Origin of the sequence: Bacillus siamensis KCTC 13613 (assembly GCF_000262045.1) — a bacterium.
Lineage (GTDB): Bacteria > Bacillota > Bacilli > Bacillales > Bacillaceae > Bacillus > Bacillus siamensis.
In genome coordinates, this window is the sequence record NZ_AJVF01000039.1 from 438003 (window position 1) to 454392 (window position 16390).

The 16390-nt window shown below is 47.3% G+C and carries 15 protein-coding genes and 1 pseudogene; 7 read left to right on the forward strand and 9 right to left on the reverse strand.

The window, feature by feature from the left end; all coding sequences use genetic code 11:
* The first annotated feature begins 23 nt into the window (after nucleotides 1–23).
* Nucleotides 24–1601, forward strand: a complete 1578-nt coding sequence (gene ggt / locus Y79_RS0110920) for a gamma-glutamyltransferase (protein WP_016937712.1) — start codon at nucleotides 24–26, stop codon at nucleotides 1599–1601.
* Nucleotides 1602–1612: 11 nt separating this feature from the next.
* Here ggt and Y79_RS1000000121910 read toward each other — a convergent pair.
* From Y79_RS1000000121910 to Y79_RS0110935, 3 genes and pseudogenes are all read right to left on the reverse strand, one after another.
* Nucleotides 1613–1940: pseudogene (locus Y79_RS1000000121910) on the reverse strand (hypothetical protein).
* A gap of 155 nt (nucleotides 1941–2095) precedes the next feature.
* The gene (locus Y79_RS0110930; RefSeq protein ID WP_016937713.1) at nucleotides 2096–2716 is read right to left on the reverse strand and encodes a flavin reductase family protein; all 621 of its coding nucleotides are present in this window, start codon (nucleotides 2714–2716) and stop codon (nucleotides 2096–2098) included.
* A 172-nt stretch (nucleotides 2717–2888) separates the two neighbouring features.
* The gene (locus Y79_RS0110935; protein WP_016937714.1) at nucleotides 2889–3509 is read right to left on the reverse strand and encodes a CotG/ExsB N-terminal domain-containing protein; all 621 of its coding nucleotides are present in this window, start codon (nucleotides 3507–3509) and stop codon (nucleotides 2889–2891) included.
* A gap of 140 nt (nucleotides 3510–3649) precedes the next feature.
* Between Y79_RS0110935 and Y79_RS0110940 the strand changes: the two genes are divergently transcribed.
* The 3 genes from Y79_RS0110940 to Y79_RS0110950 all read left to right on the forward strand — a co-directional run bounded on the left by Y79_RS0110940 (nucleotide 3650) and on the right by Y79_RS0110950 (nucleotide 6454).
* Nucleotides 3650–4744, forward strand: coding sequence for a CotH kinase family protein (locus Y79_RS0110940; RefSeq protein ID WP_016937715.1), 1095 nt, complete (start codon nucleotides 3650–3652; stop codon nucleotides 4742–4744).
* Nucleotides 4745–4865: 121 nt separating this feature from the next.
* A complete protein-coding gene (locus Y79_RS0110945; RefSeq protein ID WP_016937716.1) occupies nucleotides 4866–5738 on the forward strand; it encodes a hypothetical protein in 873 nt (290 codons plus the stop codon).
* A gap of 41 nt (nucleotides 5739–5779) precedes the next feature.
* Nucleotides 5780–6454, forward strand: a complete 675-nt coding sequence (locus Y79_RS0110950; protein ID WP_016937717.1) for a hypothetical protein — start codon at nucleotides 5780–5782, stop codon at nucleotides 6452–6454.
* Between the two features lie 48 nt (nucleotides 6455–6502).
* Here Y79_RS0110950 and Y79_RS0110955 read toward each other — a convergent pair whose 3' ends face one another.
* Together Y79_RS0110955 and alsR are read right to left on the reverse strand one after the other, a co-directional pair.
* Nucleotides 6503–7834, reverse strand: coding sequence for an arsenic transporter (locus Y79_RS0110955; protein ID WP_016937718.1), 1332 nt, complete (start codon nucleotides 7832–7834; stop codon nucleotides 6503–6505).
* A 197-nt stretch (nucleotides 7835–8031) separates the two neighbouring features.
* On the reverse strand, nucleotides 8032–8940 hold the full coding sequence (gene alsR, locus Y79_RS0110960) for an acetoin biosynthesis transcriptional regulator AlsR (protein ID WP_016937719.1): 909 nt from the start codon (nucleotides 8938–8940) through the stop codon (nucleotides 8032–8034).
* A gap of 156 nt (nucleotides 8941–9096) precedes the next feature.
* Here alsR and alsS point away from each other — a divergent pair, with 156 nt between their 5' ends.
* The 3 genes from alsS (at nucleotide 9097) to Y79_RS0110975 (ending at nucleotide 12261) form a co-directional block, all read left to right on the forward strand.
* Nucleotides 9097–10809: an acetolactate synthase AlsS gene (gene alsS / locus Y79_RS0110965; RefSeq protein ID WP_016937720.1), complete on the forward strand. Its 1713-nt coding sequence runs from the start codon at nucleotides 9097–9099 to the stop codon at nucleotides 10807–10809.
* Nucleotides 10810–10867: 58 nt separating this feature from the next.
* Nucleotides 10868–11635, forward strand: a complete 768-nt coding sequence (gene budA / locus Y79_RS0110970; RefSeq protein WP_016937721.1) for an acetolactate decarboxylase — start codon at nucleotides 10868–10870, stop codon at nucleotides 11633–11635.
* 101 nt (nucleotides 11636–11736) lie between these two features.
* Nucleotides 11737–12261, forward strand: a complete 525-nt coding sequence (locus Y79_RS0110975; protein WP_016937722.1) for an NAD(P)H-dependent oxidoreductase — start codon at nucleotides 11737–11739, stop codon at nucleotides 12259–12261.
* A gap of 137 nt (nucleotides 12262–12398) precedes the next feature.
* Here Y79_RS0110975 and Y79_RS0110980 read toward each other — a convergent pair whose 3' ends face one another.
* The 4 genes from Y79_RS0110980 to Y79_RS0110995 are packed head-to-tail and all read right to left on the reverse strand — an operon-like array spanning nucleotide 12399 to nucleotide 16378.
* The gene (locus tag Y79_RS0110980; protein WP_016937723.1) at nucleotides 12399–12932 is read right to left on the reverse strand and encodes an SH3 domain-containing protein; all 534 of its coding nucleotides are present in this window, start codon (nucleotides 12930–12932) and stop codon (nucleotides 12399–12401) included.
* Between the two features lie 60 nt (nucleotides 12933–12992).
* A complete protein-coding gene (rbsB, locus tag Y79_RS0110985) occupies nucleotides 12993–13910 on the reverse strand; it encodes a ribose ABC transporter substrate-binding protein RbsB (RefSeq protein ID WP_016937724.1) in 918 nt (305 codons plus the stop codon).
* Between the two features lie 13 nt (nucleotides 13911–13923).
* Complete coding sequence (gene rbsC, locus Y79_RS0110990; protein ID WP_016937725.1) at nucleotides 13924–14895, reverse strand: ribose ABC transporter permease RbsC; 972 nt, start codon at nucleotides 14893–14895, stop codon at nucleotides 13924–13926.
* Nucleotides 14885–16378 carry a sugar ABC transporter ATP-binding protein gene (locus tag Y79_RS0110995; RefSeq protein WP_016937726.1) on the reverse strand — a complete coding sequence of 498 codons (1494 nt, stop codon included), beginning with the start codon at nucleotides 16376–16378 and terminating at the stop codon, nucleotides 14885–14887. The genes rbsC and Y79_RS0110995 overlap by 11 nt, the downstream gene beginning before the upstream one ends.
* Nucleotides 16379–16390: the final 12 nt, after the last annotated feature.

A 16390-nucleotide genomic window follows, 5' to 3' on the forward strand; every position in this document is an offset into this window, starting at 1 on the left:
GAAAATTTGTAAAGGGGCTTGCCATGAATACTTCTACCATCGGAACGAAACAAATGGTCGTCAGTCCGCATTATCTTGCTTCCCAGGCGGGGGCCGGCATTCTTGAAAAGGGGGGAAACGCGTTTGATGCAGCGGTGGCGGTCAGCGCCTGCCTGGCAGTCGTTTATCCGCATATGACGGGGCTTGGCGGAGATTCATTTTGGCTTACATACCATCAAGAAACGGGGCGAATCAAAGCTTACAACGGGAGCGGCCGCTCAGGAAAACATGTGACGAGAGACTTGTATCGAGGCAGAGAAGCGATACCGATGCGAGGGACAGAAAGCGCCATTACCGTTCCGGGAATGGCGGACAGCTGGGATGCCGTGCTTTCGGCGTACGGGCGCCTTTCGCTCGCTGAGGTGCTGAAGCCCGCCCTTGATTATGCGGCAGACGGATTCCCGGTGTCCGCCGACCAGTGCGCCCACACAGAACGAAATCTCGCTCTTTTAGCCTCAACACCTTATACCTCAGCCATTTTTACGAGAAACAAAAAAGCGCCCATGCCTGGCGAGCGGTTTGTCCAGAAGGATCTGGCGGCCAGCTTGGAGCAGCTTGCCGAAAAAGGCAGGAGCGCTTTTTACGAAGGGGATATCGCCCAAAGCATCACATCATTTTTGCAAAACAACGGCGGCCGTCTGACGCTTGATGACTTTAAAGCCCATCGCGGCGAGTGGACGGACCCGGTATCCTCTGATTACCGCGGGTACCGCGTCTATCAGGCCCCCCCGAATTCACAGGGGTTTACAGGCTTAATGACGCTTAATATATTGGAAAACTATGATTTTTCTAAGATCGAACACGGCTCCTTTGAATATTATCATTTGCTGATCGAAGCGCTGAAAAAGAGTTTTCAGCATCGGAATGAAGTGCTGACTGATCCGGCGTTTTCTCATATTCCGCTGGATCGGTTACTTGATAAACAATATGCAAAGCAGCTGGCGGAAGAAATCGGTTACACGGCTGCGCCGGCGGTAAGCCGTCCGGTCGGAAGCGACACTGCTTATGCCGCCGTCAGAGATGCGGAAGGAAATGCCGTTTCCTTTATACAGAGCCTTTATTTTGAGTTCGGGTCAGCCGTTACGGCGGGGGAGACGGGCATTCTGCTGCAAAACCGCGGGTCATTTTTTTCGCTGGATGAATCTCATGTCAATACGCTCGAACCCGGCAAACGGACCTTCCACACCCTCATGCCGGCGATGGCCTGTAAAGAAGGGAAGCCGCACATCCTGTACGGCACCCAGGGAGGAGAAGGCCAGCCGCAAACTCAGACGGCGCTGATTACACGCATTATTGATTACAACATGGACCCGCAGCAGGCGGTCAGTGAGCCGCGCTGGGTGTGGGGGCGGACATGGGGAGAGGCGTATGAAGGGCTGAGGGTCGAAAGCCGGATCAGCCGTGAAACGAGAGAAGCATTAAAGCAAAGCGGCCACCGCGTCGAGACGGTTAGCGATTTTGACCGGATCATGGGACACGCGGCAGCGATCGTCATTGATGACGAAGGTTTTCTCCAAGGCGGGGCCGACCCGCGCGGCGACGGTGCGGCCGCAGGGGTATAGAGCATGATCCGTTAACGGATGAAAAAAATAAGTACGCCGAGTGCGGCAGATAGACCCGCGTAAAACGAATCGTACACATATTGCTTTTTCCCCCGCCGGTGCCGCCGTCGCAGAAAAGCATGGAAACAACTCCCACAAATACGTACATTTCATTGAATAATGACACCGCTGCGATGCCCGAAATAAGCAGTGTGATTTCGATTAATCGATGTGTGCCGTTTATCGGCTTCTGCTTTTTAACAGGCTTTGGCAAATGGAGAACTTTGACGGCAAATACGTGAAACATAAGGCTGAGCAAAATAATACGGCTGAAAAAATCAGTAACTGAATGAAATCCATCGTCTGCCCCCTAAACACTTGTCATTCGTTTAGGACCTTGTAAGTTTCAATCTTTTATAAGACATTAGACTGAGTTAAACAGTCAACAGATAAAAAAAGACCCCTTTTAAAAGGGGTCTTTTTGACTAGTTTCTTCTATTATATTGGCTCCTGTTTCAGGTCGGGCGGACAAGTGTATATGTCTTCCCGATTCTGGCGTATTCATTCCCCGCGAGCCTCGCCGCCGGCTGCAGTTCATCGGTCCGTATGTAGCCCTTATCGGCATCATATACTTGATCATTCAAATGAAAACAAACGACTCTGCCGATGATGAGGTCTGTCGTCGTTTCTCCGCCGTCATTTTGGAACGGAAGGTGGCGTTCGAGTATACATTCAAACCTGACCTTCGCTTCTTTTATACCGGGAACGCTGATGCAGGTGCTGTCTGTTACGGAAAGGTCTGTCAAGTCAAGCTCGCTGACATCAGGGCCAAGCCTTGCCGCCGTTTTGTTAATGTCTTCAATGATGGACTCATCACTGACATGCACGACGAATTCCCGATGAGCGATTATGTTTCTCGCAGTGTCTTTCTGCTGTCCCTCCGCGCGGTTTACAGAAATGGCAAGAAGCGGCGGATCTGCGGAGACAACGTTATAAAAACTGAAGGGCGCCGCGTTTACGGCGCCGTTGATAGATGAACGCGTAGTGACAAATGCAATCGGCCGGGGAACTACTGTGCCCGAAAGCAATTTGTAGGTATCTTTCGCGTTTAATTCGTCTGCTCGTAAGATATGCATCATGTCAGCCGCCTTTCTTTTTCGTATGACCTGATTATACCGAAAGAAAATTCGGAAGCACAACAAAAGAAACCCGGATGCATATCTTATTTCGTGGCATATATCTGTTTGAGGAAAAAGGCTTCCGTTTAGCCGGCAGCCTATTTACAAGTGATATTAGGTTGTTGGGGGATTACTTCTTATAGTTTTTCTTTACAACCCAGACATTTCCGTCTTTCCAGTACTCTGTTTTGGTGCAGTAATCGTCTTTTTTATGGCTTTGTTTTTTATGAGAACGGTAAGGTTTTTTCTGAGTGCGTTTTTTCTTGCGGCGGCACGATTTTTTCTGACTGCGAGATTTTTTGTGAGAACGCGATTTTTTCTGACTGCGAGATTTTTTGTGAGAACGCGATTTTTTCTGACTGCGGGATTTTTTGTGAGAACGGCACGATTTTTTACGGCTGCGGGATTTTTTGTGAGAACGTGATTTTTTATGGCTGCGGGATTTTTTGTGAGAACGTGATTTTTTATGGCTGCGGGATCTTTTGTGAGAACGTGATTTTTTATGGCTGCGGGATCTTTTGTGAGAACGTGATTTTTTATCGCTGCGTGATTTTTTGTGAGAGCGGCATGATTTTTTATGGCTGCGAGATTTTTTGTGAGAACGTGATTTCTTGTGGCTGCGAGATTTTTTATTTTTGCGGGACTTTCTTTTCTTACTGCTCTTTGGTTCTTGGTACAAATAATCTTTTAATCCCTCGGTGCTTGCGGACTTTACTGCTTCTTCGATATCAGAATGGGAATAGTGGCCCATTTTGAAACCTCCTCTTGATATATGTTTTAAGGATGCGATCCTTACTACCACATAGTACGCATGGATAAAAAAAGTGTATGTGTGTTCCGCTGAGTTTTATCGAAAAAGCACAGCCTAAATTAATACAAGGAGGTTTTCAGGTGAAAGACCAATCAGCATTGCCTTTATATCAGCTGTTTATTCACCCGAAAGACTTGTTGGAGCTGAAAAAAGACATTTGGGATGATGATCCGGTGCCCGCGGTGCTGAGAGTGAATCAAAAACGCCTTGACATTGATCTGGCGTACCGCGGCTCTCATATTAGAGACTTTAAGAAAAAATCGTATCACGTCACTTTTTATTCGCCGAAAACATTTCGCAGGGCTAAAGAAATACATTTAAACGCCGAGTACAAAGATCCGTCGATGATGCGGAATAAGCTGTCTCTCGATTTCTTCGCTGAGCTTGGAACGCTGTCGCCAAAGGCGAATTTCGTATCCTTGCAGATCAACGGCAAATATGAGGGGGTGTACCTTGAGCTGGAGTCAGTAGATGAATATTTTCTGGCGAAACGGAACCTGGCTGACGGCGCTGTTTTTTACGCGGTGGATGATGATGCAAATTTCTCCCTCGTCAGTGATTTGGAGCGGGACACGAAAACATCGCTCGAACTTGGCTATGAAAAGAAAACGGGAACGAAAGAAGACGATTTTCATCTGCAGGATATGATTTATAAAATTAATACCGTGCCGAAGTCAGAGTTCAAGGGGGAGATTGTCAAACACTTGGACGCGGATAAGTATTTGCGGTGGCTTGCGGGCATCGTGTTTACCTCAAACTACGATGGGTTTGTTCATAATTACGCCTTGTACCGCAGCCATGAAACGGGACTTTTTGAAGTCATTCCGTGGGATTACGATGCGACGTGGGGAAGAGATATTCACGGTGACCGGATGGAGGCTGATTATGTCAGAATACAAGGATTTAATACCTTGACCGCAAGACTTCTGGATGAACCGTATTTCCGCAAAGCGTATAAACAGCTTTTGGAAGAGACGCTTCAGACCCTGTTTACTATTGAACATATGAAGCCGAAGGTCATGTCGCTGTATGAGCAGATCAGGCCGCATGTCGCGAAGGATCCTTATAAAAAAGATGAGCTTGACCGCTTTGACCGGGAGCCTGATGTGATTTGCGAATACATTAAGGAACGGTCTGCTTTCATCAGCAGCGAGTTAGAGCAGTGGAATATCTGATTTGGGAAGGAAGAAAGGTTTTTTACAAATAGGCTGGTGAACCAGTTCCCGAAAGGAATCGGGATACGTATATATGCATTATGTTTGACATTAATGAGAAATATGACTAGGAGGACAATAGATGAAACGCAATACGAATCGGCATCGGTCTGATGACAACTTTCTGCATGCGATGGAAGGAAAAGTGATTACTGTCTATCGGGGAGGCCCGGAGTCCAAGACAGGAAGATTGGCAGACATTCAATCGGATTATATCGCTCTTCAGGTTGATAATAAAATCGTTTACTATCAATGGAAGCACGTGAAAAGCGTTACGGAAAATACGAGTGAGACCTTATCGCCGGTTGAGCCGGCAGAATGCGAGAGAGCTGATGATTTTCAAGACCTGATCAGCAGGATGACCAATCGCACGGTGCAATTGAATCAGGGAGGTCCCGAATCGAAAAGAGGAAAGCTTCACGAAACAGGGGATGATTTTCTCGTGCTGGAAACGGAAGATGACGGAATCGTATATTTTAACGCCGACCATGTCAAAAGCATCAGCGCGGAACAAGAAGAGGACGGCCAAGAGGAGGAGCGCCCGGAATTTGAAATGGCTGATGATTTTCACGGCATATTTAAACGCCTGATCCACAAATGGGTATCCATCAACCGCGGAGGTCCTGAAGCCGTTGAAGGTATACTTGTGGATAATTCTGACGGCCACTATACTCTTGTGAAAGATAAAGAAGTGCTGCGGATCTATCCTTTTCATATCAAGAGCATCAGCGCAGGGGCAAAAGGAGCGGCCAAAAAAGACGAGAATCAAGACGAGAATAAAGATGAGAAAGAGTGCGCTGAAGAAGAATCACATGAAGAGCAGCAGACGTCCTCTAAAAAATCGAAAAGATCATCAAAGTCCGTACGATCCTCAAAACGGGAAGAAGATGAATCTTATAGCTACGCCACTGTATTAAGAACAATAGATTACCGGTGGAAACGCGGCCGTAAATGACCGGAAAGATTGTCCGAAAACGAGGGAGAGGGGAGGATGAAATGGCTGGGTTAAGCAGATTTCTGGATAAACAAGTCGATATTGAGATATCGGGAAATACTACATTTTCAGGAACTCTTTTGGATATCGGTCATGATATCATTGTGATCCATGACGGCCGGACTTTTCTTTATATCCCGCTGCTGCATCTGCAGCGGATGACTTTGACTGTGCCGGACGATGAGAGTAAAGGGCCGCACACAAGAGAAGAAAGTCCGCATCCTGAAAAACAGGAACATTCATTTTCTTACCGGAATACCCTCCAGCATATAAAAGGCAGATTTACAGAAATATTCGTTACGGGAGACCGGTCCATTCATGGGTATGTAACAAGTGTTTTAAACGATTATTTTGTTTTCTTCTCTCCGGTTTATAAGACGCTTTTCATCTCAATGCATCATTTAAAATGGCTGACACCATATTCCGATGAGCAGACGCCGTATACATTAAACAGCTCAGAACTGCCGGTCGTTCCTGCCAGTGTGCCCCTTGTCCGGAATTTTGAGGAGCAATTAAAAAAATATACCGGCAAATTGATTATTCTGGATTTAGGAGATATACCGAATAAAGTGGGGCTGTTACAGGACGTCTCAGATAACATTCTTGAATTGACCAATGCGGACGGAGATACGGTCTTTTGGAAATTGAATCATTTAAAAACCATGCACCTCCCATAAATAATAAAACTGCCTCTCTTATACAGCAGGCAGTTTTTTTCATCGGAGCTAAAGATAGATCCAGCTGATCCAAACATATAAAACGGTAATGGTAAATACAACGGTGAGAGGGACAACGACAATGGTCGTTTTGATATATTCTGACCAAGAGACTTTTTCGCCGTGCTGTCTGATGATATGCATCCAGATCAGCGTGGCTAATGTCCCGATTGGCAGAAGCAATGATCCGATATCACTGCCGATAATATTAGCCAAATAAATGATTTTTACGGTTAATGGGTCAATTGACATTTCAGTTAATGTCAAGGTGCTGATCATTAGGGCAGGATGGTTATTAAACAAATTAGAGAGGACGGATGTAGCAATACCCATAATAGAAGCCGCGTGGGCAATGCTCTGTGAGACATAAGGCTCAATATACTGAACAAGCCATGCGGTCAGTCCGATATTATGCAGTCCGTAGATGATAATGTACATCGTGAAGGCAAAAACAAAGATATGCCAGGGCGCTTTCCTTAATAAGTCTGCCGGACTCATTTTTAAATGAAACCATCTCCAGGCAAGCAGGATGACTGAACTGATGACTGCCACAAGTGAAACGGATATGCCGCTGTATGAAGCGGCAAACAGACTGACCCGCACTAACAATACAAACGCTAAAACACAAAACATGATTTTCGTACGGCTGTTTTGGGCCTGATCTGGCGGAGGCTGAAGCGGATGATATCTTTTGTGTTCCAGTGAATCAAAATGAACCGGAATATCGGGGAGCTGTTTCGGCAAGCGGCGGTAAAAAACAGCAAACAGCAGAAAGGCCATAAACACGAGCCCCAGCGTGCCGGGGATAAACATCATATTGGTGTACAAATAAAGGTCCATGCCTATCATTTTGAGAGAAATTAAATTGACGATATTACTGACGCCGATAGGAGTGCTTGCCGCCGTCGCAATTAAGACGCCGCTGATTAAATAGGGCGTTTTATGATGTTTTTTAAGTCCGAGATACTTTAATACCAACAGTAAAATAGGAGTGGTGATTAAGACGCTGCCATCATTATTCAGAAAGAGCGTCATTGAAAAACAAAGCAGGTTGGTCAGCCAAAACAGCCGGATGCCTGATCCTCTGGCGCGATGGAGCAGCTTGGCTGCCGCCCAATTAAAAAAACCGAAGCTTTCGAGCGCGATCGCCATAATCATTGTGGAAATAATGGTGATCGATGCTCCGGTGACTTTAGACCCTATATCTCCTAAATCATGAAAGGAAACGGTTCCGCATAACAAAACGAAAATGGCGCCCAGCGATGCCGGAACGGCTTCATTTAATCCCCGGGGTCTCCAAAAAATAAGAATAATGGTCACAAAGAAAGAAATCAGGGTCAATATGACGCTAATATGTGTAATATGTTCTGCCTCCTTTTTGGATGGGTCATTGCCGCCCCGTTATTTTTATCCCTCCTGATCAGTTGTACTGTATGTATACGAGTACAGGCCGAAAGGTGTACTGAGCGTTTCTACTAATTTAGTAAAATTCCATTAAAGCACAAAAAAAAAGAGGCTGCTTCTCGGCGTCCTCTTTTTTATACTTTTTCCTTATCCGCCTGCAATAAAGCCTGGCGTTTATTGATAATCTCCAAGAAATGTTTCAGGATCGGGTTTTGGTTGTCCTTGCGGTAGGCGATGACCCAATCGGCGGTAAGCTGAACCTGATTGATGTCGCGATAGGCGACTTCGAGATTAAACAGTTTTTTAGCTGAAGAAGGCACGAAGGTTACACCGATTCCGGCGCTTACCAATCCGATCACCATTTGATACTCCGTCGCTTCCTGAACAATTTTCGGTTTAAAGCCCGCCTGCTCGCAATAGTTTACAAATTCCAGGTATAAAGTAGGCCATGTTTCTTTCGCCAGTGTGATAATCGGTTCATTTTCTAAATCCTGAATGTCGATTGTCTCTTTGGCGGTAAGCGGGTGCTGCTTCGGCAAGGCCAGAATGCAAGGACTGCTCTGCACCTTTTCCATATGTAAAGCCGAATGCTGTAAAGGCGGATGAAGGATGCCGATATCAATGTTGCCTTTCAGAAGCTCTTCCTGCTGTCTGAAAGAAGAGATTTCACGCAGATCAAGCTTGACGGAGGGGAATTTTTCGCGGAATTCCCGAATGATCGGCGGCAGAAATTCATATGTGGCTGAGCCGACAAAACCGACGACAAGCCGGCCGAGCTCTCCCCGCGCTGTCCTCTGCGCCATTTCAATCGCTTTTTCTATTTGTTCGATCGCGTTTCTGCTGTGTTTCAAAAAACTTTCTCCGGCAGCAGAAAGCTCTACAACCCGTTTCGTGCGCTTTAATAAAGTCACGCCGACTTCTTTCTCAAGCTGTTTGATCTGCTGGCTGAGAGGCGGCTGTGTCATATTTAACCGAAGCGCGGCTTTGCCGAAATGAAGTTCTTCAGCAACGGCAATAAAGTATTGAAGATGGCGAAGCTCCATCCTTATCCATTCCTTTCCCTTTGTTAATTATTCGTGAAACATATTAATCATACGGCGAATTGATATTGGAGGTCAATTTCCAAAGGGTGTATAGTGAATAATATCACAAATTACTTAAAATTTTATATTTAATATGCATAATAAGGAGTGAGGGTGTTGGCAAAAGCAACAAATGAACTGAGAACCTCTGGAAAAAATCGCGGGGCGGAGCTTGTTGTTGATTGCTTAGTGGAGCAAGGTGTCACACATGTTTTTGGCATTCCGGGTGCAAAAATTGATGCAGTATTTGATGCGTTAAAAGATAAAGGACCTGAACTGGTTTTATGCCGTCACGAACAGAACGCTGCGTTTATGGCAGCGGCTGTCGGAAGACTGACAGGAAAACCTGGCGTTTGTCTCGTTACTTCAGGCCCGGGGGCATCCAACTTAGCGACCGGCTTGTTAACGGCTAATACAGAAGGTGATCCGGTAGTGGCACTGGCGGGAAACGTGATTCGCGCGGACCGGTTAAAACGGACACACCAATCATTAGACAATGCGGCACTATTTCAGCCGATCACAAAATACAGTGTAGAAGTACAGGAAACAGGGAATATACCAGAAGCGGTAACAAACGCCTTCAGGGCAGCGTCAGCAGGTCAGGCAGGCGCGGCTTTTGTGAGCTTTCCGCAGGATGTTGTGAATGAAATCACAAATGTTAAAAACGTACGCAGCGTGCCGACGCCGAAACAAGGCCCCGCACCGGAATCAGCGGTCAGCGCGGCTATCGCCAAAATCCAGACGGCGAAACTTCCCGTTCTGTTAGTCGGCATGAAAGGCGGAAGACCGGAAGCGGTAAAACAAATCCGCAAACTGCTTGCCAAAACAAAACTGCCTTTCGTTGAAACGTACCAAGGGGCCGGCACATTGTCCAGAGAGCTTGAAGACCAATATTTCGGCCGGATCGGACTGTTCCGCAACCAGCCTGGCGATCTTCTGCTTGAACAGGCGGATGTCGTATTAACGATCGGTTATGATCCGATTGAATACGATCCGAAGTTCTGGAACGTAAACGGCGACCGTGCTATTATCCATCTTGACGAAATTCAGGCCGATATCGATCATGCCTATCAGCCGGAATTAGAGTTATTAGGGGATATCGCCGCAACGGTTAAACAAATCGAGCACGATGCGGTGACATTCGATATGGGCAGCCGTGAACAAGAAGTGCTGAGCGAATTAAAACAAATGCTGACAGACAGCGAGAAGGCGCCAAGCGATCATAAATCCGACAGAGTGCATCCTCTGCAAATCGTCCAAGAACTTCGCAGCGCGATTGCTGACGATGTGACCGTTACTTGTGACATCGGTTCTCACGCGATCTGGATGTCCCGCTACTTCCGCGCTTATGAGCCGCTGAAGCTGATGATCAGCAACGGCATGCAGACATTGGGCGTAGCGCTTCCTTGGGCGATTGCTGCCACATTGGTGAATCCGGGTGAAAAAGTCGTATCCGTTTCAGGAGACGGAGGATTCCTGTTCTCCGCAATGGAACTGGAAACGGCAGTCCGCTTAAAAGCGCCGATCGTTCACCTTGTATGGAATGACAGCACATATGATATGGTCGCATTCCAGCAAATGAAAAAATACAACCGTACATCATGCGTAGATTTCGGAAACATTGACATCGTAAAATATGCAGAAAGCTTCGGCGCCACCGGCTTGCGTGTCGAGTCACCGGAACAGCTGGCAGACATGCTGCAAAAAGGCTTGAACACAGAAGGCCCTGTGATCATCGACATTCCTGTCGATTACAGTGACAACGTTCATTTATCAAGTGACATGCTTCCGAAGCAATTCAAAGAAAGAATGAAAGCAAAAGCTCTCTAGCACTCTGCGCACCATGACCTGTTTTCTAAAACAGCCTAATTTAAAAGGAGTGAAGAGAATGAAAAATGCAAACGACATCCAAGTGATGAGCCGCGGAGAAAAAGGCTCACCTGAGGATCAGATCTATCAAGTATCAACAATGACATCTCTGCTGGACGGAGTATATGACGGAGATTTTGATATGGCTGACATTCCGAAGTTCGGTGATTTCGGAATCGGCACTTTCAACAAACTGGACGGGGAATTAATCGGATTTGACGGACAATTTTACCGTCTGCGCGGCGACGGAACGGCTACGCCTGTGAAAGGCGGAGACCTGTCACCATTCTGTTCATTCACATTTTTCACACCGGATATGACGCATACGATCGACGGCGAAATGACCCGTGAAGAATTCGAACAGGAAATGGCCAGCCTTCTGCCTAGTAAAAACTTATTTTATGCGATCCGTTTAGACGGTGTATTTAAAAAGGTGCAGACGAGAACGGTAGAACGTCAGGAGAAACCGTACGTTCCGATGATCGAAGCGGTGAAAACACAGCCTGTGTTCAACTTTGACGACATTCAGGGAACGATTGCCGGCTTCTGGACGCCGGGTTACGCAAACGGCATCGCTGTTTCCGGGTATCACCTGCACTTCATTGATGAAGGCCGCAATTCCGGCGGACATGTGTTTGACTATATCATTAAAGATTGCAAAGTGACCATTTCTCAAAAAATGAACATGAATCTCAAGCTTCCGAATACGGCGGACTTTTTCAACGCGAATTTAGATAATCCGAATTTCGCGAAGGATATTGAAACAACCGAAGGAAGCCCTGAATAAATGAAAAAAGAAAGCCCGTTTTTCTCCCGGGCTTTCTTTTTATTTGGCTGAATCGGCAATGATTAGGTAAAATACAGTCAAAAGGGAAAGGTGTGGTAGCTGTGAAAGTTTTGGTATTGGCGGTTCACCCTGACATGGAAAACTCAGTGGTCAATAAGGCGTGGACAGAAGAGTTAAAAAATCACGATGACATTACGGTCCGTGAGCTTTATAAAGAATATCCGGACGGGAAAATCAATGCGGAAAAGGAACGCCAGCTGTGTGAACAGTATGACCGGATCGTATTTCTATTTCCGCTCTACTGGTATAGTGCTCCTCCGCTTTTAAAAACATGGATGGATCATGTGCTGTCGTACGGCTGGGCTTACGGCTCCAAAGGCAAGGCGCTGCACGGCAAAGAATTACTGCTGGCTGTTTCCGTAGGTGCCGGGGAGGATGCATACCAGGCAGGCGGTTCCAACCACTTTACATTGAGCGAGCTTTTAAGGCCGTTTCAGGCAATGGCTAATTTTACGGGTATGACCTATTTGCCGGCTTTCGCGCTGTACGGTGTAAATGGGGCGGGTGCGGCAGATATTCGTGACAATGCGAGAAGTCTGGCGGATTACATAAAGAAATCATTTTAAAATGATCCGCTGATGCAGTATGCATTCGTCTTTATGTGACAATATTTCCTGAGAAATATTTCGAATCCCCGACAATTTTGACTGTCAGAAAGAAAAAAACGGATTTCGCGGTGAATGTGCGAAATCCGTTTTTGAAATTATGTCAGTTTTTGCAGATCTTTTGTGCTGATGTATCCAGTTGCGCCTCCGTAATCGACAAGCGCCCAGCCAAAATCAATGCCGCCGCCGGCAGTTTTTTTCCATCCTAAGAAAGAAACGCTCGTATTTTTAGCAAGGGAAGCTTTGACTGCTCGGTTTTCTGTAAATACTTTAGTTTTTGCGGTCGTTTTTACGGTTGTTGCTGCTTTAACAATATAATGAGTAGATACAAATCCTGTTTTTCCGTTTTTATAATGAACTTTTGCCCAGTCTGCGTTCTGGAATGAAATGATTTTTAAGCTGTCGCCTAAATGAAGGACATCAGCTTTCGGGCTGACAGCCGATGCTTTTGTTCTGACGTTCAATGCTTCCGCGGAAACGAGATAAGAGTCAAGCGGATAGCTGTACAGATCGTCAATCTTGACCGCTTCTTGCGCGTGTGTCTCAGGAAGAGGCGTTATTCCGGCAGCTGAAGCCGCTGATATTCCCGCTGCAAGGGTCAGGATGGATGCCGCTTTGGCTGTTTTCTTCATCTCTATCTCTCCTTTTACATCTTCTTTTCACGTTTTTCCGGAAATCTAAACATCGGACGGTTACTTTTGCGTTTGAAGTTTCAATGGAGCGGAAATGGTTTTTTTGATTTTTTCTCCTTTCAGCACCTGTTCCGCCGCTTCCGCCGCCAGTTTTCCGATCAGCTCCGGCTGTTGGGCGACCGTGGCTGTCAGCTTCCCGTTTTTAATGGAGGAAATCGCATCCTTATTTCCATCAAAACCGACAACCAGAATGTGTTTGCCTGAGCTGTTGATCGCTTCGAGCGCACCGAGCGCCATTTCATCATTATGGGCGAACACGGCTTTGATGTCAGGATGGCCCTGGAGCAGGTTTTCCATGACGGTCAATCCTTTAGTACGGTCAAAATCGGCCGCTTGCTTCGTGACGACATTCAGCTTTTCGTCGGCGATATGATGAAAGCCCGTACCGCGTTCCCGGGTCGCGGATGCGCCCGGAACTCCCTGCAATTCCGCGACTTTGGCGCCTTTTCCGAGCTGATCGGCGAGGTAGCCGGCTGCCATTTCTCCTCCTTTGACATTGTCAGAAGCGACAAGCGTTTCGACTTTGCCGTGTTCGGCTGAACGATCAAGCGCAATGACGGGAATGCCGAGGGAATTTGCAGATTCGACGGCGGTTGAAATCGCTGATGAATCGGTCGGATTGATCAGCAGCGCATCGACTCCCTGCTGGATCAGGTCTTCTACGTCATTCGACTGTTTTGATGAATCGTTTTGGGCATCGACAACGATGACCTTCATGCCCCGTTTTTTGGCTTCTTTTACCACGCCGTCTTTTAATGAAACGAAGAACGGGTTGTTCAAAGTGGAGACGGAAAGTCCGAGTGTGAATTCTTTTTTATGTTTGGTATTTGACGGTTTTGCCCATTGGGGCGGTTCAAGTGAACAGGCGGACAGTAAAAACAGTGATAATGCCGCAATCGCGATGATGGCCTTCTTCATAATGCTCCTCCTACTATGCCGATTTTTTGCGGTCCAGCAGCACCGCGATTAAAATGACGATTCCTTTGACGACGAGCTGATAAAAAGACGATACGCCGAGAAGGTTCAAGCCGTTGTTCAGCGTACCGATAATCAAAACCCCGATCAGCGTACCGATGATGCGTCCCCGTCCGCCGGACAGGCTCGTTCCGCCTAAGACGACCGCTGCGATGGCGTCCAGCTCGTATGATTCCCCGGCCGTCGGCTGTGCGGAATTTAAGCGTGATGTTAGAATCGCTCCGGCCAGAGCCGATAATAAACCTGTCAGAGAATAGATCATGATCTTGATGCGGGGCACTTTGATACCGGAAATCAGCGCCGCTTTCTCATTGCCGCCGATGGCGTATGTCCGGCGGCCGAACGGTGTTTTGTGCAGAAGAACCCATAGGGCCGCAAATGCAATCAGCATGGTAATGGCGGGTACGGGGATGCCGAGAAAATAACCGCGCCCGAATAATTGAAACGCGTAATTTGTACCGAGTCCCGTAATCGGATTTCCGTCCGTATAGACGAGGGTCAGTCCGCGAAAGACCGTCATTGTCGCCAAAGTGGCGATAAACGGAGCCATTTTTCCTTTTGTGATTAATAAACCGTTCATCATGCCTAGTACGGCGCCGATCGCGCAGCCGATGATAACGGCTAAGATCGGGTCGATGCCTGATACCATCATACCGGCGACCAATGCGCTCGATAAGGCGAGGATGGCTCCGACAGAAAGATCAATGCCTCCCGTTAAAATGACAAACGTCATTCCGAAAGCGATCAGCGCGTTAATCGCAACCTGCCGAAGAAGATTGAGAATATTGAGCGGTTCAAGAAAACTCGGGTTTAAGACGGAAACGATCAGCACAAGAATCAGTAAGCCGAGAAACGGACCGAGTTTTTGCGTAAAGGTATGAATGGAAAAACGCTGTTGTTCAGTTGATGTCATTGGTTCAGTTTTCATTCTGCTGCCCTCCCGTGGCAAGTGTCATGATGTGTTCTTGTGTTGCGCCGGCCGCATTGATTTCTCCATTGATGCGTCCTTCATGGACGACGATGATTCTGTCACTCATGCCGAGAATTTCCGGCAGCTCGGAAGAAACCATGATGATGGCGACGCCTCGGTCGGTCAGCTCATTCATTAATGAATAGATCTCCCGTTTCGCACCTACGTCGACGCCTCTTGTCGGTTCATCGAGGATGAGAACTTTTGGGCCGATTCCGATCCATTTGGCGATGACAACTTTCTGCTGATTTCCTCCGGATAAATGACGCGCGGCGGTTTCCGGAGACGCGGTCTTAATGGTCAGCCGCTTGATCAGCAGCTCGACGAACTCCGCCTCGCGTTTTCGGTCAATGATGCCTTTCGGAGAAAAACTGGTCAGGTTCGGCAATGAGATGTTTTCACGAATGGACGTATCCAGAAGCAGTCCTTCATCTTTCCGGTTTTCTGTAATCAGGCCGAGTCCCTTGCGGATGGCATCAGCCGGACCCCGGATGCCGATTTTTCGGCCGGAAATCCAGATCTCTCCGGAATCGAGCCGGTCAATTCCAAACAGCGCCCTCATGATTTCTGTCCGTCCGGCACCCATTAAGCCGGAGACGCCAAGGATTTCCCCGGCGCGCACATGGAAACTGACCTGTGAAAACCTTCCTTTTTTTGAGGCGTTTTTCACTTCGAGCACCTTATCGCCGAGTGACGGTGTGCGTGTCGGATACCGATCAGTCAGCTCCCGGCCGACCATTTTTTTGACCACTTCATCAAAATTAGTATCTTTTAAATGCGCCGTATCGACAGTGAGGCCGTCCCGCATAATGGTGATCCGGTCGCAAATTGAAAATATCTCTTCCATTCGATGCGATATATAGACAATTGAAACGCCGTCTTGCTTTAACGCCGTCATTACGTCAAACAGCTTGCTGATTTCCCGTTCGGTCAGCGCCGCGGTCGGTTCGTCCATAATGATGACTTCGGCGTTTGTCATCAGCGCTTTAGCAATCTCAATCATCTGCTGCTGGCCGACGGAACATTGTCCGGCTTCCCGGTCAAGAGGCAGAGAGACTCCCAGTTTTTCAAGCTGTGATTTTGCTAGCGCTTTCATTTTCTTCGTCTCCAAAACGCCGAATGCCGTCGTCAGCTCTTTGCCGATAAACAGGTTTTCAAGCACCGTCATGTCCGGCCATATATTCAGCTCCTGGTGGATAAAGGCGATTCCGTGCTTTTCGGCTTCTTTTGGATTTGAGAAGGTCATATTTGTTCCGTTTATCGTAATGTTTCCCTTGTCGAGGCGGTGCAGTCCGGTGAGCAGATTCATTAAAGTCGATTTACCCGCTCCGTTTTCTCCCATTAAAGCGTGGATTTCTCCCGGCAGGAGCTCAAATGTGACGCCGGAGAGCACTTGATTTTTCCCGAATGCTTTATGAATGTCTGTCATGCCGATGTGCATGCTGGATCCCTT